The 25,093-nt window shown below is 71.7% G+C and carries 23 protein-coding genes, 2 pseudogenes and 1 riboswitch; of the genes and pseudogenes, 13 read left to right on the plus strand and 12 right to left on the minus strand.

The window, feature by feature from the left end; all coding sequences use genetic code 11:
- The first annotated feature begins 51 nt into the window (after positions 1-51).
- The 4 genes from AC068Z_RS02775 to AC068Z_RS02790 all read left to right on the plus strand — a co-directional run bounded on the left by AC068Z_RS02775 (position 52) and on the right by AC068Z_RS02790 (position 2,787).
- Positions 52-447 (plus strand): hypothetical protein, encoded by a 396-nt coding sequence (locus tag AC068Z_RS02775; RefSeq protein WP_451720585.1) that lies wholly within the window; start codon positions 52-54, stop codon positions 445-447.
- Positions 444-899 (plus strand): thiol-disulfide oxidoreductase DCC family protein, encoded by a 456-nt coding sequence (locus AC068Z_RS02780; protein ID WP_478551636.1) that lies wholly within the window; start codon positions 444-446, stop codon positions 897-899. Before AC068Z_RS02775 ends, AC068Z_RS02780 begins: the two co-directional genes overlap by 4 nt.
- Before the next feature lie 134 nt (positions 900-1,033).
- Positions 1,034-2,014 (plus strand): trypsin-like serine peptidase, encoded by a 981-nt coding sequence (locus tag AC068Z_RS02785; RefSeq protein WP_478552270.1) that lies wholly within the window; start codon positions 1,034-1,036, stop codon positions 2,012-2,014.
- 23 nt (positions 2,015-2,037) lie between these two features.
- Positions 2,038-2,787, plus strand: a complete 750-nt coding sequence (locus AC068Z_RS02790) for a TetR/AcrR family transcriptional regulator (protein WP_478551638.1) — start codon at positions 2,038-2,040, stop codon at positions 2,785-2,787.
- Positions 2,788-2,795: 8 nt separating this feature from the next.
- Here the strand turns inward: AC068Z_RS02790 and AC068Z_RS02795 are convergent, their stop codons facing one another.
- Positions 2,796-5,174 (minus strand): MMPL family transporter, encoded by a 2,379-nt coding sequence (locus tag AC068Z_RS02795; protein ID WP_478552272.1) that lies wholly within the window; start codon positions 5,172-5,174, stop codon positions 2,796-2,798.
- A 169-nt stretch (positions 5,175-5,343) separates the two neighbouring features.
- Here AC068Z_RS02795 and AC068Z_RS02800 point away from each other — a divergent pair, with 169 nt between their 5' ends.
- Positions 5,344-6,033, plus strand: coding sequence for a response regulator transcription factor (locus AC068Z_RS02800; RefSeq protein ID WP_478551640.1), 690 nt, complete (start codon positions 5,344-5,346; stop codon positions 6,031-6,033).
- Positions 6,030-7,472 carry a sensor histidine kinase gene (locus AC068Z_RS02805; protein WP_478551642.1) on the plus strand — a complete coding sequence of 481 codons (1,443 nt, stop codon included), beginning with the start codon at positions 6,030-6,032 and terminating at the stop codon, positions 7,470-7,472. Before AC068Z_RS02800 ends, AC068Z_RS02805 begins: the two co-directional genes overlap by 4 nt.
- Here the strand turns inward: AC068Z_RS02805 and AC068Z_RS02810 are convergent.
- From AC068Z_RS02810 to AC068Z_RS02820, 3 genes are all read right to left on the minus strand, one after another.
- Complete coding sequence (locus tag AC068Z_RS02810; protein ID WP_478551644.1) at positions 7,469-9,025, minus strand: ABC transporter substrate-binding protein; 1,557 nt, start codon at positions 9,023-9,025, stop codon at positions 7,469-7,471. The two genes, AC068Z_RS02805 and AC068Z_RS02810, sit on opposite strands and share 4 nt — an antisense overlap.
- A 374-nt stretch (positions 9,026-9,399) precedes the next feature.
- Positions 9,400-10,629, minus strand: coding sequence for a metallophosphoesterase (locus AC068Z_RS02815; protein ID WP_478551646.1), 1,230 nt, complete (start codon positions 10,627-10,629; stop codon positions 9,400-9,402).
- A 39-nt stretch (positions 10,630-10,668) separates the two neighbouring features.
- Positions 10,669-10,911: an SCO4848 family membrane protein gene (locus AC068Z_RS02820; protein ID WP_186281261.1), complete on the minus strand. Its 243-nt coding sequence runs from the start codon at positions 10,909-10,911 to the stop codon at positions 10,669-10,671.
- Between the two features lie 91 nt (positions 10,912-11,002).
- Here AC068Z_RS02820 and AC068Z_RS02825 point away from each other — a divergent pair, with 91 nt between their 5' ends.
- Entirely contained in the window at positions 11,003-12,298 is a 1,296-nt protein-coding gene (locus AC068Z_RS02825) for a D-alanyl-D-alanine carboxypeptidase family protein (protein WP_478551648.1), read from the plus strand.
- Here AC068Z_RS02825 and AC068Z_RS02830 read toward each other — a convergent pair.
- The 5 genes and pseudogenes from AC068Z_RS02830 to AC068Z_RS02850 all read right to left on the minus strand — a co-directional run.
- Positions 12,252-13,154, minus strand: coding sequence for a YihY/virulence factor BrkB family protein (locus tag AC068Z_RS02830; RefSeq protein ID WP_478551650.1), 903 nt, complete (start codon positions 13,152-13,154; stop codon positions 12,252-12,254). The two genes, AC068Z_RS02825 and AC068Z_RS02830, sit on opposite strands and share 47 nt — an antisense overlap.
- The gene (locus AC068Z_RS02835; protein ID WP_478551652.1) at positions 13,142-13,603 is read right to left on the minus strand and encodes a GtrA family protein; all 462 of its coding nucleotides are present in this window, start codon (positions 13,601-13,603) and stop codon (positions 13,142-13,144) included. Before AC068Z_RS02835 ends, AC068Z_RS02830 begins: the two co-directional genes overlap by 13 nt.
- Positions 13,600-14,586: a decaprenyl-phosphate phosphoribosyltransferase gene (locus AC068Z_RS02840; RefSeq protein ID WP_478551654.1), complete on the minus strand. Its 987-nt coding sequence runs from the start codon at positions 14,584-14,586 to the stop codon at positions 13,600-13,602. The genes AC068Z_RS02835 and AC068Z_RS02840 overlap by 4 nt, the downstream gene beginning before the upstream one ends.
- A pseudogene (locus tag AC068Z_RS02845) lies at positions 14,583-14,723 on the minus strand (phosphatase PAP2 family protein); the annotation flags it as partial. The pseudogene AC068Z_RS02845 and the gene AC068Z_RS02840, both read right to left, overlap by 4 nt.
- Before the next feature lie 312 nt (positions 14,724-15,035).
- Positions 15,036-15,389: pseudogene (locus tag AC068Z_RS02850) on the minus strand (phosphatase PAP2 family protein); the annotation flags it as partial.
- A gap of 133 nt (positions 15,390-15,522) precedes the next feature.
- Between AC068Z_RS02850 and AC068Z_RS02855 the strand changes: the two are divergent.
- Positions 15,523-16,878: an FAD-binding protein gene (locus AC068Z_RS02855; RefSeq protein WP_478551656.1), complete on the plus strand. Its 1,356-nt coding sequence runs from the start codon at positions 15,523-15,525 to the stop codon at positions 16,876-16,878.
- Positions 16,879-16,931: 53 nt separating this feature from the next.
- Positions 16,932-17,687, plus strand: a complete 756-nt coding sequence (locus AC068Z_RS02860) for a decaprenylphospho-beta-D-erythro-pentofuranosid-2-ulose 2-reductase (RefSeq protein WP_478551658.1) — start codon at positions 16,932-16,934, stop codon at positions 17,685-17,687.
- 69 nt (positions 17,688-17,756) lie between these two features.
- Here the strand turns inward: AC068Z_RS02860 and AC068Z_RS02865 are convergent, their stop codons facing one another.
- Together AC068Z_RS02865 and trpS are read right to left on the minus strand one after the other, a co-directional pair.
- Positions 17,757-18,335: a 2'-5' RNA ligase family protein gene (locus tag AC068Z_RS02865; RefSeq protein ID WP_478551660.1), complete on the minus strand. Its 579-nt coding sequence runs from the start codon at positions 18,333-18,335 to the stop codon at positions 17,757-17,759.
- A gap of 138 nt (positions 18,336-18,473) precedes the next feature.
- Positions 18,474-19,484 (minus strand): tryptophan--tRNA ligase, encoded by a 1,011-nt coding sequence (gene trpS / locus AC068Z_RS02870; protein ID WP_478551662.1) that lies wholly within the window; start codon positions 19,482-19,484, stop codon positions 18,474-18,476.
- A 199-nt stretch (positions 19,485-19,683) separates the two neighbouring features.
- Here trpS and AC068Z_RS02875 point away from each other — a divergent pair, with 199 nt between their 5' ends.
- The 3 genes from AC068Z_RS02875 to AC068Z_RS02885 all read left to right on the plus strand — a co-directional run bounded on the left by AC068Z_RS02875 (position 19,684) and on the right by AC068Z_RS02885 (position 21,958).
- Positions 19,684-20,244 (plus strand): RNA polymerase sigma factor, encoded by a 561-nt coding sequence (locus tag AC068Z_RS02875; RefSeq protein ID WP_478552274.1) that lies wholly within the window; start codon positions 19,684-19,686, stop codon positions 20,242-20,244.
- Positions 20,237-21,115 (plus strand): hypothetical protein, encoded by an 879-nt coding sequence (locus tag AC068Z_RS02880; RefSeq protein WP_478551664.1) that lies wholly within the window; start codon positions 20,237-20,239, stop codon positions 21,113-21,115. Before AC068Z_RS02875 ends, AC068Z_RS02880 begins: the two co-directional genes overlap by 8 nt.
- 99 nt (positions 21,116-21,214) lie before the next feature.
- Complete coding sequence (locus AC068Z_RS02885) at positions 21,215-21,958, plus strand: hypothetical protein (protein ID WP_478551666.1); 744 nt, start codon at positions 21,215-21,217, stop codon at positions 21,956-21,958.
- A gap of 198 nt (positions 21,959-22,156) precedes the next feature.
- Here the strand turns inward: AC068Z_RS02885 and AC068Z_RS02890 are convergent, their stop codons facing one another.
- Positions 22,157-23,605 carry a glycine hydroxymethyltransferase gene (locus tag AC068Z_RS02890; protein ID WP_478551668.1) on the minus strand — a complete coding sequence of 483 codons (1,449 nt, stop codon included), beginning with the start codon at positions 23,603-23,605 and terminating at the stop codon, positions 22,157-22,159.
- A gap of 34 nt (positions 23,606-23,639) precedes the next feature.
- A riboswitch (ZMP/ZTP riboswitch) is annotated at positions 23,640-23,729 on the minus strand.
- A 102-nt stretch (positions 23,730-23,831) separates the two neighbouring features.
- On the opposite strand from AC068Z_RS02890, the gene rocD reads away from it, so the two are divergent.
- Positions 23,832-25,037 (plus strand): ornithine--oxo-acid transaminase, encoded by a 1,206-nt coding sequence (gene rocD, locus AC068Z_RS02895; protein ID WP_478551670.1) that lies wholly within the window; start codon positions 23,832-23,834, stop codon positions 25,035-25,037.
- The last annotated feature ends 56 nt before the right edge of the window (positions 25,038-25,093 follow it).

Genomic DNA, 25,093 nt, shown 5'->3' on the forward strand with positions numbered 1-25,093 from the left:
CTACAGTCATCCCTGTCAGCGTTTTGAACGCGTTCAACAAGGGGGCCCGGCATGGACCGCACGGTCATCGCCTACGTCATCTACCTGGTCGTCAGCATCGCCCTGACCGTCTGGGTGGCCCGCACGCTCAGCCGTAACGGGCGCATCTTCCTCTCCGACGTCCTGCGCGGAAACGAGCAGCTCGCCGACGCCGTCAACCACCTGCTGGTGGTCGGCTTCTACCTCGTCAACCTCGGCTTCGTCGCCCTCTACCTGAGCGACGACGAGACCATCACCGACACCCGGGGCGTCTTCGAGGCCCTGTCGACCAAGCTCGGCGTCGTACTGCTGGTGCTCGGCGTGATGCACCTGGGCAACGTCTACGTGCTCAACAAGATCCGCCGGCGCGGGGTGATGGAGCGCGAGCAGGTGCCGCCGGTCGCTCCGCAGGACTGGGTCCGCGCGTGAGCGCCGCCGAGGCCGCGCGGGTCCCGGTCCACCGGCTCACCGTCCTGTACGACGCCGAGTGCTCGCTCTGCTCCTTCCTGCGCGACTGGCTCGTCCGGCAGGCGCGGTTGGTGGAGCTGGAGTTCGTGCCCGCCGGGTCCGAGGAGGCGGCGCGCCGGTTCCCGGGGCTCGGCTCCACGCTGGACGAGATCACCGTCGTGGGCGATGGCGGGCAGGTCTACCGGGAAGCGGCGGCCTGGATCGCGGTGCTGTGGGCGCTGCGCGAGTACCGGCGCCTCGCCCACCGGCTGAGCACACCGACCGGGATGCTGCTGGCCAAGGGCGCCGTCGTGGCCGCCGCCAAGTGGCGGGGGTCGCAGTGGGGCGGGCGGGCGTATCAGCAGCGGGACGGCTGGCGGTACGAGCCGCAGCTCGGCTGGATGTACGTCCCCAAGGGGTGCGACACCGACTGAGGGCGGCTGGATTTCACCCCTCGCCTTGGCATGCACCCTTCCAAAATGGCGCTCAGGTGGGACGCTCCTGACAGCTTCGACCCACTCCGCACCCCCAACTCCGCACCCCCACAGAAGGAGTACGCGTGAGAGGCATGCCCCGGATATCCCGCTCCCTCCTCGTCGGCGTCACCGCGCTGCTCACCGCCGGCGCACTGGCCGCGCCGGTGAGCGCCGCGCCGGCGCCGGCACCCGGCACCGCCGTCCGCCCGGTCACGACGGCGGCGCAGGAGACGGCCGCCGCCTTCTGGACGCCCGCGCGGATGCGGGCGGCCGAGCCGCTGGACCTGCTCTCCGCGAGCGGCCACGGCGGCTCGTCGCCGGCCAGGGGCGAGAAGTCCACGGTCCCGGCCACGCCCGCCGCGACCACCCCCGCCGACGTCGGCATCCATGCCTTCCCCAACGGCGGCAGCGCCTGGGCCGGCGGCGGGGCCGTGGTCGCCACGGCGGGCCGGGTGTTCTTCACCTACCAGGGCCGGACCGCGTCCTGCTCCGGCAACGCCGTCACCAGCGCCAACAAGAGCACGGTGATCACCGCGGGCCACTGCGTGAGAATGGGCGGCGCCTGGCACACCAACTGGGTCTTCGTGCCCGGCTACCACGACGGCCAGTCCCCGTACGGCCGCTGGACCGCGTCGAAGACGCTCTCCACCCCGCAGTGGACGGCGAGCGAGGACATCAACTACGACATCGGCGCGGCCGTCGTCGCCCCGCTGAACGGGCAGTCGCTGACGGACGTCGTCGGCGGACAGGGCCTCGCCTTCAACACCGGCTACAGCCTGCGCATGTACTCCTTCGGCTTCCCGGCCGCGAGCCCGTACGACGGCGAGAAGTTCATCTACTGCTCCGGCACCACCAACCGGGACTTCCTGCTCTCCAACGACCACGGCATGACCTGCAACATGACCGGCGGCTCCAGCGGCGGCCCCTGGTTCACGCAGTTCAACGAGTCCACCGGCACCGGACTGCTGTCGTCGGTGAACAGCTTCAAGTACAACTTCTTCCCCAACCGCATGTACGGCCCGTACTTCGGGGCCGACGCGCAGAACCTGTACCAGGCGGCTCAGTCGTCCTGACCAGCACTGGTTAGTCTCGCTCCGTGCCCTCGAAGAACGACAGCCCCGAGCCCAGCAAGTCCGAGCAGACCCGCGCGCTGATCCTGGAGACGGCGATGCGGCTGTTCCGGGAGCGCGGCTACGACAAGACCACCATGCGGGCCATCGCCCAGGAGGCAGGGGTCTCGGTCGGCAACGCGTACTACTACTTCGAGGGCAAGGAGCACCTGATCCAGGGCTTCTACGACCGGATCGCCGCCGAACACCGGGTGGCGGTCCGGGAGGTCCTGGCCCGCGAGACCGATCTGGAGGCGCGGCTCGCCGGGGTGCTGAAGGCGTGGCTGGACGTCGCCACGCCGTACCACGAGTTCGCCGTCCAGTTCTTCAAGAACGCCGCCGACCCGGACTCCCCGCTCAGCCCCTTCTCCCCGGAGTCTGAGCACGCGCGCGTGGAGGCGATCGGGGTCCACCGGGAGGTGCTGGCGGGGGCGACGAAGACCAAGGTCCCGGAGGAACTGCGCGACATCCTGCCCGAGTTGATGTGGCTCTCCCAGATGGGTCTCGTCCTGTACTGGATCTTCGACCGCACGGAGGGCCGCGAGCGCAGCTACCGGCTGGCCGCGCGGGGCGCCCGGCTCACCGCGCGGGGCGTCGCGCTGGCCCGCTTCCGGGTGCTGCGCCCGCTCGTGCGCGAGGTGCACGAGCTGTTCACGGACTTCCTGCCGGGGATGACACGGATGATGCCGGACCCCGGAAAGCCGAAAGGGGCGCCCGAGGAGGACGAGCGCCCCTGACCGCTCCCTCAGTTGACCGCGTCCAGCTCACCCTCGGCCAGCTCCACGTCGTACACCAGCGGCTCCTCGTCCACCACCACGTGCCGCGCGCGCGAGCCGTACGCCGGGGCCGTCGCCGCCAGCAGATAGGTGCCCGGCGCCGGTACCGCCACGATGTAGGAGCCGTCCGCCAGCGAGGTCACCCGGTCCAGCTGACGGCCGCCCTTGGTCAGCAGCGTCACGGCCGCGCCCGGCACCGGGTCGCCGTCCGCCGTACGGATGAAGCCGTGGACGACCGAGGCGCCGCCCTCCGGCGCGGGCTCCGGCTCGTCCTCCTTGGGCTCCACCGCCAGATGCGGCAGCCGCTTCTCGAGGCCGGCCGGGAGCCACCAGTTGGAGTTGCCGAGCAGATGCATCGCGGCCGGCACCAGCGCCGTACGCAGGATGAACGCGTCCAGAGCCACCGCCGCCGCGAGACCGACGCCCGCCATCGCGCCCTCCATGTCGCCGCTGAGGACGAACGCGGAGAAGACGCAGATCATGATCAGGGCCGCGCAGTTGATGACCCGGCTGGTCTCCGCGAGGCCCACCCGGACCGCCCGCGCGTTGTCCTTGGTGTGCACCCACTCCTCGTGCATCCGGCTGACCAGGAACACCTGGTAGTCCATGGAGAGGCCGAAGAGCAGGGAGAGCATGATCACGGGCAGGAAGGAGGTGATCGGGCCCTCCTTACCGACGCCGATCAGCTCGGTGCCCCAGCCCCACTGGAAGATCGCCACCAGGACGCCGAAGGAGGCCGCCGCCGCGATCAGGTTCATCAGCGCGGCCGTCAGCGGGACGACCAGCGAGCGGAACGCCACCAGCAGGAGCAGGAAGCCCAGCGCGATGATCGTGGCGACGAAGTACGGCAGCCGGTCGCTGGTCACCGCCGCGAAGTCCTTGAACACGGCCGTCACACCGCCCACATGGGCCTCGACGTCGGCCTCCGGGATGACGTCGTCGCGCAGCCGGTCGATGAGCACGTCGGTCTGTTCCGACTGCGGTGAGGTCGTCGGCACCACGTTGATCACCGAGACCCCGTTCGCGGGCGGCACGGCGACCGCCTGGGCCACTCCCTCGGTCGACTCGATGGCGGTGACGAGCGAATCGGGCGCCGTGCCGTCGACGACGACCTGGAGCGGTCCGTTGAAGCCGGGTCCGAAGCCCTCGGCGAGCAGGTCGTACGCCTGCCGGGTGGTCGTCGACTCCTGGTGGTTGCCCTGGTCGGTGGCGCCGAGCCGGATCGACAGCACGGGCAGCGCGAGCACCGCCATGACCACGAAGGCGCCCGCCGCGATGGAGCGCGGCCGCTTCTGGACGTACGTCGACCAGCGCGCCGCGAGCCCGCTCGCCTCCTCCGGCTCCGGTCCCGTCGCGGCGAGCCGGCGTCGCTGCCGGCGGCTGAGCACGCGCGGGCCGAGCAGGCCCAGCAGGGCCGGGAGCAGGGTGATCGCGGCGAGGACGCTGAGCACCACGGTCAGCGAGGTCGCGATGACCACGCCGTCCAGGAACCGCATGTTCATCACCAGCATGCCCGCCAGGGCGATGCACACCGTGCCGCCCGCGAACAGCACCGCGCGCCCGGAGGTGTTGAGGGCCGTCACCGCGGCCTCCTCCGGCTTCGCCCCGCGCAGGATGCCGCGCCGGTGCCGGGTGACGATGAACAGCGCGTAGTCGATGCCGACGCCGAGTCCGATCAACGAGCCGAGCAGCGGGGCCACTTCGGGCACGTCCGTGACATGGCTGAGCAGCATCGTGGAGAGCATCCCGGTGCCCACGCCGAAGATCGCCACGACGATCGGCAGCAGCATCGCGAACAGCGAGCCGAAGGCCAGGAACAGCACGACCGCCGCCGCGAGGATGCCCACCGCCTCGGCGGTGCCGGCCGGCGGCTCCTGGGTGCGGGCGATGGCCTGACCGCCCAGCTCCACCTGGAGACCGTCCCGTTCGGCGGCCTGCGCGATGTCGACGAGATCCTCGATCACCTCCTTCTCGATGGCGTTGGCCTGCTCCTTGAAGGTGACCTGGGCGTACGCGATCCGCCCGTCCTCGCTCACCGTCGGCTCGGTGACCTCGCCGACCCCGTCGAGCGTGCCGATCTCGGCGAGTGCCGGCTCGATCCGCGAGGTCACCGCCTCGTCCCGCACCGAACCCTCGTCCACCTTCCACACCACCGTGTCGGTGTCGCCGGCGCGCTCCGGGAAGGCCTTCTCCATCAGGTCGTACGCGCTCTTGGAGTCCGTGTCCGGCAGGGAGAAGACGTTCGCGTAGTCCGTGCCCGCGGCGGTGCCGCCGAAGCCCAGGCCGAACAGCGTCCCCACCCACAGAAACAGGACCACCAGCCGGTGCCGATAGCACCACCGTGCCAATGCCGCCACGCTGCAACGCTCCTTCATCGGTCGTCGGTCGGTCCCCCAGGTCCTGCACACCAGAATTGGGGACCCGGCTCGCGCGCGGACATGCGACGGGCTCGACTCTCAAGGAACTCCAAAGCGCGGAACCGGCCCCGTCGTCGGTGGGCGTGCCGATACTGGGGGCATGACCACTGCTGCGGGGACCGTGCTGGTCGTGGAGGACGAGGAGAGCATCGCGGACGTGCTCGCCATCGCCCTGCGCTACCACCGGTTCGAGGTGATGACCGCGGGCACCGCCCGCGAGGCCCTGGCGCTGGCCGGGCGCACCCGGCCGGACGTGGCGCTGCTCGACGTGATGCTGCCGGACGGCGACGGCCGGGCCCTCGGCCGCCAACTGCGCGCGCAGCGGCCCGATCTGGCGCTGGTGTTCCTCACCGCGCGCGACTCGCCCGCCGAGATCGTCGGCGCGCTCGGCTTCGGCGACGACTACATCACCAAGCCCTTCGACATCGACGTGGTGATCGCCCGCGTCACCGCCGTGCTGCGCCGCACCCGCGCCGCCGACGTCCTCCCCCAGCGCCCGCCGCTGCGCTACGGCGACCTGGAGCTGGACGAGTCGACGTACTCCGTGCACCGGGCGGGCCGCACGGTCGAGCTCACCCCCACCGAGTACGCCCTGCTGCGCTTCCTGGTGCGCAACGGCGGCCGGATCGTGCCCAAGGAGCAACTCCTGCGGCATGTCTGGCAGTACGAGCACACCCCGCCGGAGTCGACCGTCGTGGAGACCTACATCAGCTATCTGCGCCGCAAGCTGGACACCCTCGGACCGCCGGTCATCACCACCCGGCGGGGCGTGGGCTACGGACTGGCATGAGGCTGCGCCGCCCGGGCCGGGGGCATCGCGGCATCCACTCGCTGCGCGCCAAGCTGACCCTGGCCAACGTGGCGCTGCTGGCGCTCGGCATCGTCGCCGCGACCGCGATCAGCCTGATGGCCGCCCGGCACTATCTCCTCGACAAGATCGACTCCGAGCTCCTGGCGACCCGCGCCACCCTGCAGAACGCCGGGTTCAGCATGCGCCAGATCGAGTCCCTCGGCGAACTGGGCATCGCCATGGACCAGTTCGCGGGCAAGGGCGCCGAGGCGCTGCCCAGCTCCACGGGTTCGGTGTTCGTCGCCGTCGACGCGGAGGGCCGCCCGATCGCCCTCGGACCGCTGGCGCCGACCGCACGGCAACACGCGGTGGCCGAGGCGGCCGGTGACCCCGCCGCCCTCGCCGCCGAGGCCGAGCCGAGCGACCTCCGGGTGGACGACATGCCGTACCGGATCATCGGCGCCCGGCTCGCCGACGGCACCCTCGTCCTGATCGCCACCTCCACCGACGCCCTGCACGAGGGCATGGCCAAGGCCGTCAAGCTCGACCTCGCCTTCGGCACCGTGCTGCTGGCGCTCCTGGCCTGTCTGACGCTGATCAGCGTGAGCCGCAGAATGCGCCCGCTGGAGGACATGGTGGAGACCTCCTCGGCCATCGCCGAGGGCGATCTGACCCGCCGGGTGCCCTCCAGCCGCGAGGCGACCCTGGAGGTGGAACAACTGCGGCTGGCCCTCAACTCCATGCTCCACCAGGTGGAGCTGGCCTACCGCACCCGCGAGCGCAGCGCGGCCCAGCTGCGCCGCTTCGTGGCGGACGCCTCCCATGAACTGCGCACCCCGCTGTCCGCGATACGCGGCTACCTCCAGCTCTACGACAAGGGCATGCTGAACGACCCCGACCAGCGCAAGCGGGCCTGGGAGCGGGTCAACGCGGAGGCCGACCGGATGGGCCGCCTGGTGGACGAACTGCTCTGCCTGGCCCGCCTGGACCAGCGGCCCGAACTCCGCTTCCGCAATGTCGACGTAAGCCGGCTGGTCCGGGACGCGGCGGAGGACCTGCGCATGCAGCAACCGGACCGCCCGGTCACGGTCTCCGCCGACGGCGCCCTCCTGATCCGCGCCGACGAATCGGGCCTGCGACAGGTGCTGGGCAACCTCACCACCAACGTCCGTGTCCACACCCCGCCCGAGGCGCCGGTCCACCTGGGAGCGCGCCGCGAGGACGGCGTCGTACGGCTGTACGTGGAGGACCAGGGCCCGGGGCTCGCCCCGGAAGACGCGGCACGTGTCTTCGACCGGTTCTTCCGGGCGGGCGGGGGCGCGGGGAGCGGTCTGGGCATGGCGATCGTGCAGGGGGTGGTGAAGGCGCACGGGGGTGAGGTGACGGTGGACACGGCACCGGGCGAGGGGTTGAAGGTGACGGTGACTCTGACGACCTAAATCCAGCCCAGCCGCCATAGCCGGAATACACCGGTCCCGTCGCTCAAATACTGCCCTCCCCCCACATCCGCACTGCTCACCACATACTCCTTGGCCTGCCACAGCGGAATCACCGGAACATCCTCGGCAATCACCTGCTGCACCTCACGAAAGTCATCCGCGGCCTCCGCCCGATCGGCGAACCGCTGGCTCTCCTGAATGAGCCGGTCGACCTCCTTGTCGGAGTACCCGGTATTCATCGTTCCCCCGGTACCGACCAGCGGCGCTCCGTACGTATCCGGATCTGGAAAGTCCGCGACCCAGCCCACGCCGTACGCGTCCAGCTTCCCCGCGGCCCACTGCTGCTGGAAATCGGTCCACTCATAGCCCTTGAGCGTGACCTCGAACAGTCCACCGGTCTCCAGCTGCTTCTTCAGCTCGGCGGCCTCCTCCTCGGCGGCGCCGCGGCCCGTGGCATAGCCGTACGTGAACCGGACCGGAAGTTCGACCCCGGCCGCTTCGAGCAGGTCCCGCGCCTTGCCCGGGTTCTGCCGCGGATACGCGTCGAAGAACGACGTCGTGTGCCCCGTGATCCCGGTGGGGATCAGCGAGTACAGCGGATCCACGGTCCCCCGGTACACCGTCGCCGCGAGCTTCTCCCGGTCGACCAGCCAGGCCAGCGCCTGCCGCACCCGCACGTCGTGCAGCGGGGAGGCCTTCCGGGTGTTGAGGTACAGGTTGCGCACCTCGGAGCTGTCCGCCTCGGACACCCGCTGCTCGGGGTCACCGGGATCGAGTTCGGCCAGCACCTCCGGCGGCAACTGGCGGGTGGCCACGTCGATCCGCCGCGCCCGCCAGGCCCGGTCCAGCTTGTCCGCGTCCGCGAAGTACCGCAGCTTCACCGGCCGCCCGGTGTCCTGGACGGCGCCCCGGTAGTTGTCGTTGGGGACCAGCACCGCCGAGTCGGCCTCCGTGTACGAGGAGAGCTCGTACGGGCCGGTGCCGTCGACGCCCTCGTCGGTCCGCAGGCCGTTCTTCGGGTACTTGGTGCGGTCGACGATGGAACCGGCGCCCGTGGCCACCTTGAACGGGAAGGTCGCATCCGCCGAGGAGAGCTGGAAGGTCACCGTGAGCCCGTCGGCGTCCACGGAGTCCAGCGTGTCGAAGAGCGAGGCGGGACCGACGTCGGAGTCGATCTCCCGGACCCGGTCGAAGGAGTACCGGACGTCCTCCGCGGTCATCGTCCGCCCGCTCGGGAAGGTGAGCCCCTCGCGCAGCTCGCAGCGGTAGGTGCGCAGTCCGCCGCCCTCCCACGCACAGCTCTCGGCCGCGTCCGGCACCGGCGCGGCGCCGCCCGGCTCGAAGGTCAGCAAGGACTGGAAGATGTTGCTGAACAACGCCCAGGACCCGGCGTCGTAGGCGCCGGCCGGGTCGAGCGAGGTGACCGCGTCCGTCGTACCGACCGTGATGGTCCGGTCCTCGTCGCCCTGCGACGGCAGCATCTGCCAGCCGACCGCTCCCACGGCCGCCAGCACGAGCAGCGTCGCGAGAATCCGCATGCGAACCGATCGCATGGTGCCCTCCCCGGGCCCTTTTCCGGACCCCAGCGCATATGCCACTCCCCTAGTGGCGGGCACACCTAATCACACGTGTTTCGGCCGGGGGAAGGGGGATTTGGTCGATTGGGAAAGAACTTACCTCGCGGTGTTTCCGGAATGTTTCACAGGCGGCGCACAGCGCCGGAATCAATACACGATCGCGAACACGAAAACGCCCGCGCACACCGCGCTCACCATTCCCGCGCGCACCAGAATCACCCGGTCCACGAACCGCCACGGCGGCCGGCAGACAGAAGGGCCCGGCGGGCGGGGACGTCGGATCCCACGGCTCGTGTGGCCCGTTCTCCAGGTACGGCAGCCCGGCGAACGCGGACCAGCCCTCCCCCGGATCAGGCCTGCCTGGAGGCCAGTTCGATCACCGTGATGTCCGACGGGGCCCCGACCCGCGTGGGCGGTCCCCACGCTCCGGCGCCCCGGCTGACGTAGAGCTGAGTATCGCCGTAGCGCTCGAGCCCCGCCAGGGTCGGATTGGCGCCCGCCGCGATGAGGTTGCCGGGCCAGAGCTGGCCGCCGTGGGTGTGGCCGGAGAGCTGGAGGTCGACGCCGTGCTCGACGGCGTCGTGGATCTGGACCGGCTGGTGGGCGAGGAGCACGCACGCGCGTGCCGGGTCGCGGTCGCCGAGCGCCTTGGCGAAGTCGGGGCCCTGGCCCTCGCTCTCGCCCGCGATGTCGTTGACCCCGGCCAGGTCGAACCAGGGCAGTTCGGTGCGGGCGTTCTCCAGGGGCAGCAGGCCCAGTCGCCGCACCTCCTCGACCCACTGCTCGGCGCCGGAGAAGTACTCGTGGTTGCCGGTGACGAAGTAGGCGGGCGCCTTGAGCTGCCGCAGGGGCGCCGCGGCCGGGCCGAGGTCCTTCACGCTGCCGTCGACCAGGTCGCCGACGACCGCGACGATGTCGGGCTGCGTCGAGTTGATCGTGTCGACGACCTTCTGCGCGAAGCCCCGCCCGATGACCGGGCCCAGATGGATGTCGCTGACCACCGCGATGCGGTAACCGTGCGCCCCGCGCGGGAGCTTGGCCAGCGGGACGGTGACCCGCTTCACACTCGGGCCGTTCAGCACGCCGTACGTGCCCAGCCCGACCGTCCCAACGGCCCCCGCGGCCACCGCCCCGCCGATCACGCGGGAGACGAACAGACGGCGGGAGGGCGCGGCGAGGAGCGAGGGCCCGTCCTCGTCGGGCTCCGGCGGGGTGGGGGCGCCCACCGGCACGGGCTCGGCCTGCCGTACCGGCACCTCGGCGGGCCTGCGCCGCTCCAGCCACCGCCGCAGCAGCGGTCGTACGGCCTCACCCGCGAGCAGGCCCAGCAGCAGGTAGATCGAGAGCGCCAGCCACAGGAAGCCGGGCCAGGCCAGCACGCGCTGGAGCCAGAACGGCGCGCCGGTCCGCTCGGCGATCAGCGCGCCGAACGCCATCAGCCAGCCGCCGCCGATGAGTACGGCGCCGGCTCGGCGCACCCAGCCGGGGCCGCTCGTCGTGTCGCGGAACAGGCGGCGCCACACGTACCAGTTGGCCGTCACCAGGACGGCCAGGACGAGCGCGATGAAGACGAGGACCACGGAGCCGTATCTCTCTGTCTGGGCGGGAGGTGCCGCTGGTTATGACGTCCGGCGCAATGCGCGCACTCCGCGCAACCCGATGCCCCCGACGACCGTCCCCAATACGAAGGAGACGACCGCGAGCAGCAGGTGCACCCAGAAGTACCCGGTCGGATCGCCCGCGTCGTCGAACGCGAGCCCGCTGCCGTCCTTGACGAGGTTCTTGACGAAAGTGATCCAGATGACCCAGCTCCACACCCCGAAGGCGAGCAGGAACCAGGAGACGGGACGGCTGAGCTTCATACCCTCAGTATCACCGCCGCGTGTCCTGATCCGTGGCCGGGGTGGGGGCCAGGGCGCGACTTCACGGGCCGTGCCCTGTACGTTCTCGTCCGTGTCCGCACCCCAGAAGACCACCAGGCGATCGCTGCTGGTCACTTCCGCCGTTCTGTCGTCCCTGGCGCTGACCGCGCCCGTCTCGTACGCGGCGCCGAGCCCGTCCCCGACGCCGTCCGCCACTCCCCCGGCGAACATGTCGACGGTGGGCGGCGAGCGGCTCGGGCAGGCGGGTACGCAGGTCGATCTGGCGAGCGGGGTGCCCGTACTGCCCAAGGGCCTGTCCGCGCGGTCCTGGATCGTCGCCGACGCCGAGTCCGGCGAGGTGCTCGCGGCGCACAACGCGCACTGGCGGCTCGCGCCGGCCAGCACGCTGAAGATGCTGTTCGCCGACACCCTGCTGCCGAAGTTCCCCTCCTCCACCGAGCACAAGGTGATCCCCTCCGACCTGGCGGACGTGGGCTCCGGCTCCAGCATGGTCGGGATAAAGGAGGGCGAGACCTACACCGTCCACGACCTGTGGCTGGGGGTCTTCCTGCGCTCCGGCAACGACGCCGTGCACGTGCTGTCGAAGATGAACGGCGGCATCAAGAACACCGTGGAGCAGATGAACGCCCACGCCGAGGAGCTCCAGGCGCTCGACACCGAGGCGGTCTCCCCCGACGGCTACGACGCCCCGGGCCAGGTCTCCTCGGCGTACGACCTGACCCTGATCGCGCGCTCCGGGCTGCAGAAGAAGGACTTCCGGGAGTACTGCTCCACCGTGAACGCGAAGTTCCCGGGCGAGACGAAGAAGAACAAGAAGGGCAAGTCGGTCCGCAGCACCTTCGAGATCCAGAACACCAACCGGCTGCTCAGCGGCGACTCCGACGTCCCGGTCTACCAGGGCATCGCGGGCGTGAAGAACGGCAACACCACCAACGCGGGCGCCACCTTCACCGGTGTCGCCGAGCGCGACGGCCGGGTGCTGCTGGTCACCGTCATGCACCCGGAGAAGGACGAGTCCAACGAGGTCTACAAGGAGACCGCGAAGCTCTTCGACTGGGGCTTCAAGGCGGCCGGCAAGGTGCAGCCGGTGGGTGAGCTGGTGCCGCCGAGGAGCGCGGCCGAGGCCAGCGCCCAGCCGGGTGCCAACGACGCCGCATCGGGCTCGGACTCGGGTGAGGCCGGGGGCGGGTCCGGGGGCGGCTCGTCGTCGGACAAGCCGGTGGCGGGCGCGGCGGCCGACGGCGGCTCCAGCGGCATCGGCATCGCGCTGGGGGTGACCGGCGGGCTGCTGGCGCTGCTCGCGGCGGGCGCGTTCCTGGTCAACCGCCGGTGGCCGCTGCCCGATCTGGTACGTCGTCGGCGGTGACCTCCTCCGCCTTGGTGCCGGTCGCCGTCCACGCCGCGCAGAACACCACGAGTTTCGTGGTGAAGTTGATCCACAGCAGCAGGGCGACCGGCACCCCGAAGGCGCCGTACATGCTCTTCGCGGCCACGCCCTGCATGTAGCCGCTCAGCAGCAGCTTCAGCAGTTCGAAGCCGATCGCGCCGATCAGCGCGGCCACCATCAGGCGGCGGCGCGGCGGTTCGACGCCGGGCAGCAGGGTGAGGACGTAGAGCAGGACCAGGAAGTCGGCGAGGACGGCGACCGAGAAGGCGACGACACGCAGCAGGACGCCGCCCCAGCCGCCCTCCTCGATGCCGATCTCGCGGGTGATCCAGCCGACCATCGCGGAGGCCACGGCGGAGGCGGCGAACGTGACGAGCACGGCGCCCCCGAGGCCCACCAGGACTCCCGCGTCCTTGGCCTTGCGCAGGACCGGGTTGTCCTCATCGTCGTCCAGCTCCCACACCGCGCGCAGGCATTCGCGCATGGAGCCGACCCAGCTGATGCCGGTGAACAGCAGCAGGGCGCCGGCGATGAGGCCGACGGTGCCGGCGTTGTCCACCAGTGCGTCGATGTTCAGCTGGTCGGAGATGCCGGGGATCTGGTCGGCGATCTTGTCCTCCAGCGTGTCCTGCTGATCCTGGCTGAGCGTCGCCGCAGCGATGGAGGCCGCCACGGCGAGCATGGGGAACAGCGCCAGGAAGCTGGTGAACGTCATCGCCGCGGCCAGCCGCGTCCACTTCACCCGGTCCATGCGCTCGTACGACCGCCACGCGTGCGTGGTCATCAGCCGGGCGGCGTACGGCCCGACGACGGGGAGCTTTTTCAGCCAGTCCATGATCCGACTCTCCCCTCATCACGGAAAACCCATGTACGGGTTCCCCAGAACCGCAGGACAGTAGCCAGTGCCATGCCCACTCCTGCGCCCGAGACGAGGTCGGCGCGCCGGGAGGTGAGGCCGAGGCCGTAGTGACTGACGGCGAGACAGAGCAGTTGTACGGCGGCGCCGGCGACGTTCACCGCGACGAAGGCGGCGTACGTCCTGAGGCCGCCGGCCCGGGTGTGCCGGTAGGTGCCGAGGGCGTTGCCCGCGTAGGCCACCGAGCAGCCGGCGACGAAGGAGAGCACCTTGGCGGTGAGCGGATCGAGGCCGGCCGGTCCGCGCAGGGCGACGAAGAGGGCGGTGTCGACGGCGTAGGCGAGCAGGCCGGCGGCGGCGAAGCCGAGGAGCTCGCGGCGGTGGGTGAACGCGCGCGTGCCCTTGGGTCGGCTGGGGCGCCGCTTCACCAATTGGCCACCGCCAGGCCGTACATGGCGAGCCACACCACGGCGATCAGGGCGAGGGCGCGGTCGCGCAGGACGACGTCCTCGGGCTCACCGGCGGTCCCGCGGTCGGCGAAGACGGCGTACCGCAGGATCGCGAGGATGAAGGCGACCACGGAGAGCTGCCGCCAGGGCAGCACGCTGGTGTGCGGGACCCCGCCCTCCTCCAGGGCCCACAGGCAGTATCCGAGGACGGCGACGCCGGCCGCGAGCTGCCAGACGAAGCGGAGGTAGCCGGTGGTGTACTCGGTGAGCAACGCGCGCGTGGCGCCCGCTTTCCCGGCCATCTGCACGGCCTCGGAGTAGCGCTTGGCCGACACCATGAACAGCGCGCCGAATCCGGTCGTGATCAGGAACCAGCGGGACAGCGGGATGCCGAGGGCGAGCCCGCCGACCATGGCCCGCATCAGGAAGCCGGTCGTGACGACGACGAGGTCGACGACCAGGACGTGCTTGAGGCTGACGCAGTAGGCCAGTTGCATGCCCAGGTAGGCCGCGAGCAGGGCGGCGACCAGGGGGTGGCTGAGCCAGAGCGCCGCGGCGGGCGCGAGGACGGCGAGCGCGCCGCCGACGGCGTAGGCGACGGGTACCGGCACCTGTCCGGCGGCGACCGGGCGGTGGCGTTTGGTGGGGTGCGCGCGGTCGGCTTCGGCGTCACGGGCGTCGTTGATGAGATAAACGGCCGCGGCGCAGGCGGTGAAGAGGGTGAAGACCAGCGCGAGTTGGGTGAGGGCGCGGCTGGTGAACAGCTCTCCGGCGGCTGCGGGGGCGGCGACGACCAGGACGTTCTTGACCCACTGCTTGGGGCGGGCGGTCCTGAGCAGCCCGCGCAGGAGGCCGCGGGCGGGGGGCTGGGGGGCGGTGTCGCGCGGGGGCGTGCGCTGTTCGTGGAGCGCGGGTTCCCTGCTGGGGGCGGCCGCCCCGGCGAGGGGCGCGGTCTCGGTCATGCGCGCACTCCTGTCATCCAGCGCGCTCCCACGCAGGCCGTGAACGCCCCCAGCGCCGCGCCCGCCACCACGTCGGAGGGGTAGTGCACGCCGACGACCATCCGGGAGAGGCACATGGCGAGGGCGAGGGGAGGGAGGACGGCGCGGGTGGCGATGAGGGCGGCGGAGGGGGGCGCGGGGAGGGCGGGGGTGGGGGGCGCGGGGTGCGTGGGCGTCGCGTGGGGCGCGGGGTGCGTGGCGGTCCCGTAGGGCGTGGAGTGCATGGCCGTCCCCTGGCGCGCGTGGGGCGCGGAGTGCGTGGCCGTCGCGTGGGGCGCAGGGTGCGTGGCGGTCCCGTGGGGCGTGTTGTGGGCGCCGTGCGCTCCGCTCGTGGCGAGTGCGTTCGGCGCGTCCATCGGCGTACGCGCCCCGCGGCGGCGGGCGGGGACATCCGGCGCCCGGAATCCTCCGCGCGCTCCCAGGATGCCGAAGGCGATCGCGGCGGCGGTGGCCGAGGCCGCGTGGGAGCTCGGGAAGGAGTGGCGGCCCGCGGTGCGCACCAGGGGTTCGAGGTGCGTGGGGCGCGGGCGGCGCACCACCCTTTTCACGCCCATGCTCACGACGTGCGCGCCCGCCGTGAGCGCGGTCCCGCGCAACCAGGCGCCACGCCGTGAGCCGTCCACGGCGGCGCCCGCGAGACCGGCCGCCAGCCACAGGGCACCGTGCTCGCCGGCCCAGGACAGGGCGCGCGCGGCGCCGGCGACGCGCGGGTCACCGCCGTACGCGCGCAGCGCCGAAAGGATTCGGTGGTCCAGTTGGTCCATGTGGACTCACTGTTCACGCCGACCCCGCCGGAACTCCGGCAATATTGAGCGACATCCCATTAATCACCCATTTCGGGGAGAGCAGGGATGTTTCACAACGAATCCTTCCGTAACCGGCGATACGGTCGCCGACATGCCTGCCGACACCGTTTCCGTCACGGGATGGGGCCGCACCGCTCCCACCACCGCCCGCGTGATCCGCCCCCGGACGTACGAGGAGGCCGCGGCCGCCGTCCGTGACTGCGGGGCCCGGGGCGGCATCCCGCGGGGCCTGGGGCGGGCGTACGGCGACGCGGCGCAGAACGCCGGCGGAGCCGTGATCGACATGACGGGCCTGGACCGGATCCACGCCATCGACGCCACCGGCGGCACCCTCCTGTGCGACGCGGGCGTCTCCCTGCACCGCCTGATGGAGGTCCTGCTGCCGCTCGGCTGGTTCGTGCCGGTGACCCCCGGCACCCGCCAGGTCACCGTCGGCGGCGCGATCGGCGCCGACATCCACGGCAAGAACCACCATGTCTCCGGCTCCTTCTCCCGGCACGTCCTCTCCCTCGAACTGCTCACCGCCGACGGCGCGATCCACAACGTCGGCCGCGGCACGCCCCTGTTCGACGCGACCACGGGCGGCATGGGCCTGACCGGCATGATCCTGACGGCCACGCTCCAACTGCTGCCGGTCGAGACCTCCCTGATGTCGGTGGACACCGAGCGCGCGACGGACCTCGACGACCTGATGGCCCGCCTCACCGCCACGGACCACCGCTACCGCTACTCGGTGGCCTGGATCGACCTCCTGGCCCGCGGCTCCGCCACCGGCCGCGCGGTCCTGACCCGCGGCGACCACGCCCCCCTTGAAGCGCTGCACGCGGGCACGCGCGCGCGGAAGGACCCGCTGGCCTTCCGCCCCGCCCAGCTCCCGTCCCCGCCCGCCCTCTTCCCCGAAGGCTTGCTGGGCCGTGGCACCGTCGGCCTGTTCAACGAGTTCTGGTACCGCAAGGCCCCACGCGCGCGTACCGGCCGGCTCCAGCGCATCTCCGCCTTCTTCCACCCCCTGGACGGCGTCCCCCACTGGAACCGCGTCTACGGCCGCGGCGGCTTCGTGCAGTACCAGTTCGTCGTCGGGTACGGCCAGGAGGACGCCCTGCGCCGGATCGTGCGGCGCGTCTCGGAGCGCCGCTGCCCGTCCTTCCTCGCCGTCCTCAAGCGCTTCGGGGACGCAGACCCCGGCTGGCTGTCCTTCCCGCTCCCGGGCTGGACGCTGGCCCTGGACATCCCGGCGAACCTGCCGGGCCTCGGCGCCTTCCTCGACGAACTGGACGAGGAGGTGGCCGCGGCGGGCGGCCGCGTCTACCTCGCCAAGGACTCCCGGCTGCGGCCCGAACTGCTCGCGGCGATGTACCCGCGCGTGGACGACTTCCGCGCGCTGCGCGCCGAGGCGGACCCGCGCGGGGTGTTCACCTCGGACCTGTCCCGCCGCCTGGGTCTCTGAACCGGCGCCACGCCCCTCCCCCAAGAAGCCGTCATGTCCCCTAAGGAGCCGTCATGAAGGACGCCTTCGGCCTCCCCCAGTCCCTGCTCGTCCTCGGCGGCACGTCCGAGATCGCGCTGGCCACCGCCCGGCGGCTGATCGCCCGCCGCACCCGCACGGTGTGGCTGGCGGGCCGCCCGACCCCCGCCCTGGAGGAGTCGGCGGAGCAACTGCGCGCCCTGGGCGCCCGCGTGCACACCGTCGCCTTCGACGCCCTGGACACCGAATCCCACGAGTGGGTGCTCGGCAAGGTCTTCACCGAGGGCGACATCGACCTCGTCCTCATGGCCTTCGGCGTCCTCGGCGACCAGGCTCATGACGAACGCGAGCCGCTGGCCGCCGTACGCGTCGCGCAGACCAACTACACCGGCGCGGTCTCGGCGGGCCTGGTCTGCGCCCGGGCCCTCCAGGCCCAGGGTCACGGCTCCCTGGTCGTGCTGTCCTCGGTGGCCGGTGAACGGGCCCGCCGCGCCAACTTCATCTACGGCTCCAGCAAGGCGGGCCTCGACGTCTTCGCCCAGGGCCTGGGCGACGCCCTGCACGGCACGGGCGCCCACGTCATGGTCGTACGCCCGGGCTTCGTACGTTCGAAGATGACGGCCGGGCTGGAGGACGCGCCCCTGTCGACGACACCGGAGGCCGTGGCGACGGCGATCGAGCTGGGACTGCGGCGCCGCGCGGAGACGGTGTGGGTACCCGGCACGCTCCGGGTGGTGATGTCGGCGCTGCGGCACATGCCACGAGCGCTGTTCCGACGCCTGCCGGTCTAGGTTTGCCGCCCGCAGGTCCGGGCCCGACGCCCGCCGGTCCAGGTCCGACGGCTGCCGGTCCCGGCGGGGCTAGCTCGCCGGGATGGACCCGCGGTCCACGGGGCCGGCCTGCGGCGGCACCACCGCGCCGCCGAAGGCGAACTCGCGCAGCTTGCGCCATACGCCGTCCGCGCCCTGCTCGTACAGCGCGAACCCGGTGCACGGCCACTCGGCCTCGTAGTCGGCGAGTTCCTCGAACGCGCGGTCCATCGCGGGCTCGTCGATGCCGTGCGCGACGGTCACGTGCGGGTGGTAGGGAAACTGCAGATCCCGCGCCAGGGGACCGGACGCGCGCCGCACCTGCTTCTGCAGCCAGGTGCACGCCGCGGCGCCCTCGACGACCTGCACGAAGACGACCGGCGACAGGGGACGGAAGGTCCCCGTGCCGGACAGCCGCATGGGGAACGGCCGCCCCGCGGCGGCGACCTCGACGAGGTGCGCCTCGATCGCCGGCAGCAGCGAAGCGGCCACCTCGGTCGGCGGCAGCAGGGTGACGTGCGTGGGGATGCCGTGAGCAGCGGCGTCGCCGAAGCCCGCGCGCCGCTCCTGGAGCAGGCTGCCGTGAGGCTCCGGGACCGCGATCGACACGCCGATCGTTACGGTCCCCACGTCGTCTCCTGTCGTCGTGACGGTCGGTTCTGTCAGCCGTCGGCTATCGACTGTACGGCCACGGCTGTGCCGTGGGCAGGCGCAACCGTAGTGATGTGCAGCGCTCTGCCCAGTGGTACGTCTGTGCGGTGGTGCGCCTCAGTGCTTGGCGGGCAGGAAGCCCACACTGTCGTAGGCCTGCGCCAGCGTCTCCGCGGCGACGGCACGCGCCTTCTCCGCGCCCTTGGCCAGGATCGAGTCGAGCGTCTCGGGGTCGTCCAGGTACTGCTGGGTCCGCTCCCGGAACGGCGTCACGAACTCGACCATGACCTCGGCGAGGTCCGTCTTGAGCGCACCGTAGCCCTTGCCCTCGTACTTCTGCTCCAGTTCCGCGATTCCCTCGCCCGTGAGGGTCGAGTAGATCGTGAGCAGGTTGCTGACGCCCGGCTTGTTCTCGGTGTCGTAGCGGATGACCGTGTCGGTGTCGGTGACCGCGCTCTTGACCTTCTTCGCGGTGGCCTTGGGCTCGTCGAGGAGGTTGATCAGGCCCTTCGGCGTCGACGCCGACTTGCTCATCTTGATCGACGGGTCCTGAAGGTCGTAGATCTTCGCCGTCTCCTTGAGGATGTACGGCTTGGGAAGCGTGAACGTCTCGCCGAAGCGGCCGTTGAAGCGCGTGGCGAGGTCGCGGGTCAGCTCGATGTGCTGGCGCTGGTCCTCGCCGACCGGGACCTCGTTGGCCTGGTAGAGCAGGATGTCCGCGACCTGCAGGACGGGGTAGGTGAACAGGCCGACGGAGGCCCGGTCGGCGCCCTGCTTGGCGGACTTGTCCTTGAACTGGGTCATGCGGGAGGCCTCGCCGAAGCCGGTGAGGCAGTTCATGACCCAGGCGAGCTGGGCGTGCTCGGGGACGTGGCTCTGGACGAAGAGCGTGCAGCGGTCCGGGTCGAGGCCGGCCGCGAGCAGCTGGGCGGCGGCCAGCCGGGTGTTCGCCCGCAGGTCCGCGGGGTCCTGCGGGACCGTGATCGCGTGCAGGTCGACGACCATGTAGAACGCGTCGTGGGTCTCCTGCAGGGCCACCCACTGGCGGACGGCGCCGAGGTAGTTGCCGAGGTGGAACGAGCCCGCGGTGGGCTGGATCCCGGAGAGCACTCGCGGGCGACGCTGCATGGCGGAGCCATTCCCCTGAGGGTGGTGGTGGGTGACGGGCGGGCGATCAGAGGCCATGTTCACCATTCTCTCAGGTCTCGGGGAGCGATCCGGAACCCTTGGCGAACTGGTCGGCAACAGGTGGGAACCGATCCGTCTCCGGCGGTGTAACAAGGGTGTGAGAACGCGGGAGGGGGGCCGCATCGTCGATGAGGCCGCGGTGATCGCCCGGGTACGCGCCGGAGAGCCGGAGGCGTACGCGGAGTTGGTGCGTGCCCATACGGGCATCGCACTGCGGGCGGCCGCCGCGCTCGGGGCGGGGGCGGACGCGGAGGACGTGGTGCAGCAGGCGTTCGTGAAGGCGTACTGCGCGCTGGGCCGGTTCAAGGACGGAGCCGCCTTCAAGCCGTGGCTGCTGTCGATCGTCGCCAATGAGACGAGGAACACAGTGCGGACGGCGGCCCGGCAGCGCACGCTCGCCGGCCGGGAGGCGGCCTTCGTGGAGGCCGAGCCGCTGATACCGGAATCGGCGGACCCGGCGGCGGCGACATTGCGGACGGAGCGCCGCGCGGCCCTGCTGGCCGCCCTGGACAAGCTGAGCGAGGAGCACCGCCTGGTCGTCACCTACCGCTTCCTGCTGGAGATGGACGAACCGGAGACGGCCCAGGCCCTGGGCTGGCCCCGGGGGACGGTGAAGTCCCGGCTCAATCGCGCGCTGCGCAAGCTGGGCAGGCTGCTGCCGGACTTCGAGCCCGGGAAAGGGGGTGAGGAGCATGAGTGAGGAGCGTCGTTCGTACGACGGTGACGGTGACCGCGGGCTGCCGGAGGAGCTGCGGTCGCTCGGGAGGTCCCTGGACCGGCCCGGTGCCGACGGCGCCGAGACGATGGTCGAGCGGGTGCTGGGGCAGATACTCGCCGAGCACGTCCCGACCCCGGTGGCCGAGCCGGCCGGGGCGAGGGGGCGGCTGCGCGCGGCACGCCGGTGGACCCGGGCGCGCTGGCGGTCGCTGACGGCGGCGCTGTGCGGTCTGCTCACGGTGCTCGTGCTCACGCCCCCGGTGCGGGCGGCGGTCTTCGACTGGTTCGGCTTCGGCGGGGTCGAGGTGCGCTACGACCCCTCGGCCCGGCCGTCGGCGAGCGCCGAGGTGCCTCGCTGTACGGGCCCGGGGTCGGTGTCGTTGCCGGGTGCCGAGCGCAGGGCCGGGTTCGCCCCCGTGGTGCCGAAGGCGCTCGGCGCGCCGGACGCGGTGACCGTCACGGACCAGCAGCAGCGAGGACGGTTCCTGGTGAGCCTGTGCTGGCAGGAGGGCGGTCGGACGATCCGTCTCGACGAGTTCCGGGCCCGTCTGGACCCCGGCTTCGTGAAGACCGTGCGGGAGCAGCCGGAGTGGATCAGCCTGGGTGCCGGGGACGCCACGGCGCCGACGGAAACCGCCCTGTGGTTCGCGCGCCCGCATCTGCTGAGCTTCCCCCTGATCGGGGCGGACGGCTCCGCCTACACGTACAGGGAGCGGACGGCCGGACCGACGCTGCTGTGGATGCACGAGACGGACACGGCGGTCGACGGCACGCTGACGCTCCGGCTGGAGGGGGTGGCGTCGAGACAGCGGGCGGTGGAGATCGCGAAGTCGCTGGAGAAGTCCTCCGGATAGTCGGTCGGGGGTGGGAACCCCGGCGGCTCGGGCGGTGTACCAGAAGTGACACGCGGCTCGGGGACGGGCCGCACGGCGATCGACTTGCTGGGGGTTCGGATGCGCGGTCGAGTGCGTGGACTGGCGGCGGGATGGCGTCGGCTGACGGCGTCGGCGGGGGCGTTGACGGTGACGCTGGCGATGCTCGTGTGGGGTGCGGCGCCCGCCTCGGCCGGAGGTCCGACGAGCGTGTTCCTGGTCTCGCCGGAGACCGGTCGGACGGCGGGGCTGTACTACTCGGACCGGGAGTACGGCCGGCTGGACTCCCTCCTCAGGGCGGGCTCGTTCCGGGCCCCGCCCGAGGGCGTGCGGGCCGACCGGCGGATCACCCTCACCTGGCTCGTCCATGACACCAGCCCCTGGCGGGTCGACTGGATCTTCCCGGTCAGCGGGAGCGAGGACGTTTGGGTGCGCCGGGCGATGATCCCCTCCGATCCGACGACCCCGAGTTGGCACCGCGCCGCCGACCCCGGCCCCATCCGCGCCCTGCTGTCCGACCTGGACCTGCTGGGCCGCCCCGACTCCGGGGAGGACCTGTCCGCCTTCTCGCTGCGGGATGTGTACCGCGACGACTCGGCGGCGGGAGCGCCGGTCGAGCCGACCGAGCCGGTCGAGGCGGAATCCCCGCCCGCGCCCCGGAGCACGGCGGCAGCGCGCTCGGACGACGACACCGGCTGGTGGTGGGCCCTGGCAGGGGGTGCGGCGGGAGCGGCGCTGGCACTGGTCCTGCGGCCCTTCGCCACCCGGTGGCCGCTGGGCGGTCGGGGGGACCCGGGGCCCCGGCAGGAGCTGCGGGACGTGTGAGGCGGCGGGACCGGCGCTGTACGGCGGGACGGCGGCGGCCGGGGTGGGCGGCAGGCTCGCGATACGCCGCGCGGCGGCCCGGCCGGGTGCCGGACCGCCGCGTGAGGGGCCGCGTCAGCGGCTCATCGATCTGTGAGAGTCACCTTCGAGAGGCGACTTCGAGGATCGCTGCTCTTTGACAACTCAAGAGAGTGCTGATCAGCCGAGGTCGATCTCCGGGTACAGCGGGAAGCCGGCCACCAGGTCGGTCGCCCGGCGCGAGATCTCGTCCGCGATCTTCGCGTCCAGGACGTGGGCGGCCTTGGAGGGGGCACCGGATTTGGTGGTACCCGCCTCGGTGGTGGTGAGGACGCGGTCGATCAGGCCGGCGACCTCGTCCATCTCGGCGGCGCCGAGACCGCGGGTGGTCAGGGCGGGGGTGCCGATGCGGATGCCGGAGGTGTACCAGGCGCCGTTGGGGTCGGCCGGGATGGCGTTGCGGTTGGTGACGATGCCGGACTCCAGGAGCGCGGCCTCGGCCTGGCGGCCGGTCAGGCCGTAGGAGGTGGCCACGTCGATCAGGTTCAGGTGGTTGTCCGTGCCGCCCGTCACCAGGGTCGCGCCCCGGCGCATCAGGCCCTCGGCGAGGGCCCGGGAGTTGTCGACGATGCGCTGGGCGTAGTCCTGGAAGGAGGGCTGCCGGGCCTCGGCGAGGGCGACGGCCTTGGCGGCCATGACGTGCGGGAGCGGGCCGCCGAGGACCATCGGGCAGCCTCGGTCGACCTGGTCCTTGAGGGAGTCGTCGCACAGGACCATGCCACCGCGCGGGCCGCGCAGCGACTTGTGAGTGGTCGTGGTGACGATCTGGGCGTGCGGGACCGGGTCGAAGTCGCCGGTGAGGACCTTGCCGGCGACCAGGCCCGCGAAGTGGGCCATGTCGACCATGAGGGTCGCGCCGACCTCGTCGGCGATCTCCCGCATGATCCGGAAGTTCACCAGACGGGGGTAGGCGGAGTACCCGGCGACGATGATCAGCGGCTTGAACTCCCGGGCGGAGGCGCGCAGCGCCTCGTAGTCCAGGAGGCCGGTGGTCGGGTCGGTGCCGTAGGAGCGCTGGTCGAACATCTTGCCGGAGATGTTCGGGCGGAAGCCGTGGGTGAGGTGGCCGCCGGCGTCCAGGGACATGCCGAGCATGCGCTGGTTTCCGAAGGCCTGGCGCAGCTCGGCCCAGTCGGCGTCGGAGAGGTCGTTGACCTGGCGGACGCCGGCCTTCTCCAGGGCGGGTGCCTCGACGCGGGCGGCGAGGACGGACCAGAAGGCGACGAGGTTGGCGTCGATTCCGGAGTGCGGCTGGACGTAGGCGTGGCGGGCGCCGAAGAGCTCCTTGGCGTGTTCGGCGGCGAGGGACTCGACCGTGTCGACATTGCGGCAGCCGGCGTAGAAGCGGCGGCCGACGGTGCCCTCGGCGTACTTGTCGCTGAACCAGTTGCCCATCGCCAGCAGAGTGGCCGGCGAGGCGTAGTTCTCGGAGGCGATCAGCTTGAGCATCTCGCGCTGGTCGTGGACCTCCTGGCCGATGGCGTCGGCGACCCGCGGCTCCACGGCGCGGATGACGTCGAGGGCGGCGCGGAAGGCGGTGGATTCGTGGGACAGGGGCTGCTCGGACAAGTCGGCCTCCGGACGGCGTGGCGTTCAGCGTTCACGGTTCGGCCCAGGCGCACGGCACACAGTCACGACCGGGCCGCTCCCCGATGGTCGGTCCCATCCCAGCGCGCCAGTCACGGCCCGCTGGTCAGCCTACCGGGCGCGCCGTCGGGTGAAGGTCCCGCGTCCACCATCCGAGCAAGGATAGGAAGGGGGTCCCGCTTGTCTTCGGGTGTCTTCTGGAGGTGCCGTGACCACTACGGAAACCCTCATCGCCGCGGCCGAGGCGCACGGCGCGCACAACTACGCGCCGCTGCCGGTCGTCGTCGCGTCGGCCGACGGGGCTTGGATGACGGATGTGGAGGGGCGGCGGTATCTGGATCTGCTCGCCGGCTACTCGGCCCTCAACTTCGGGCACCGCAACCGGCGGATCGTCGAGGCGGCGAAGGCGCAGCTGGAGCGGGTGACGCTGACGTCGCGGGCGTTCCATCACGACCGGTACGCCGCGTTCTGCGAGCAGCTCGCGCAGTTGTGCGGCATGGAGATGGTGCTGCCGATGAACACGGGCGCGGAGGCGGTGGAGACCGCGGTGAAGACGGCCCGGAAGTGGGGCTACCGGGTCAAGGGCGTGCCCGCCGAGATGGCGAAGATCGTGGTCGCGGGCAACAACTTCCACGGCCGTACGACGACCCTGATCAGCTTCTCCACGGATCCGGAGGCACGGGCGGACTTCGGGCCGTACACACCCGGGTTCGAGATCGTGCCGTTCGGGGATCTGACGGCGATGCGTTCGGCGCTGAGCGAGAACACGGTGGCGGTGCTGCTGGAGCCGATCCAGGGCGAGGCGGGGGTGCTGGTGCCGCCGTCCGGCTATCTGGCGGCGGTGCGGGAGCTGGCCCGGGAGCGGAACGTGCTCTTCGTGGCCGATGAGATCCAGTCGGGGCTCGGGCGGACGGGGCGGACCTTCGCGTGCGAGCACGAGGGGGTCGTGCCGGACATGTACGTGCTGGGCAAGGCGCTCGGGGGCGGAGTGGTGCCGGTGTCGGCGGTGGTGTCCTCGGCCGAGGTGCTGGGGGTGTTCGGGCCCGGCGAGCACGGCTCGACGTTCGGCGGGAATCCGCTGGCCTGTGCGGTGGCGCTGGAGGTGATCGCGATGATGCGGACGGGTGAGTTCCAGGCGCGTTCGGCGGAGCTGGGTGGCCATCTGCACCGGGAGCTGACCGCGCTGGCCGACACCGGCAGGGTCACGGCGGTGCGGGGGCGGGGGCTGTGGGCGGGCATCGACATCGCCCCGCGCTACGGCACCGGGCGTGAGGTGTCGGAGAAGCTGATGGACCGGGGTGTGCTGGTGAAGGACACCCATGGCCCCACGGTCCGGATCGCGCCGCCGTTGGTGATCGGCAAGGAGGACCTGGACTGGGGGCTCGCCCAACTCCGGTCCGTACTGGGGGTATGACCGATCACTTTGGTCCGTACTGGCGGTGCAGCCGATCGGGTCGCCCCGGGCCCGGA

It is taken from the genome of Streptomyces sp. NPDC043726, assembly GCF_056436565.1.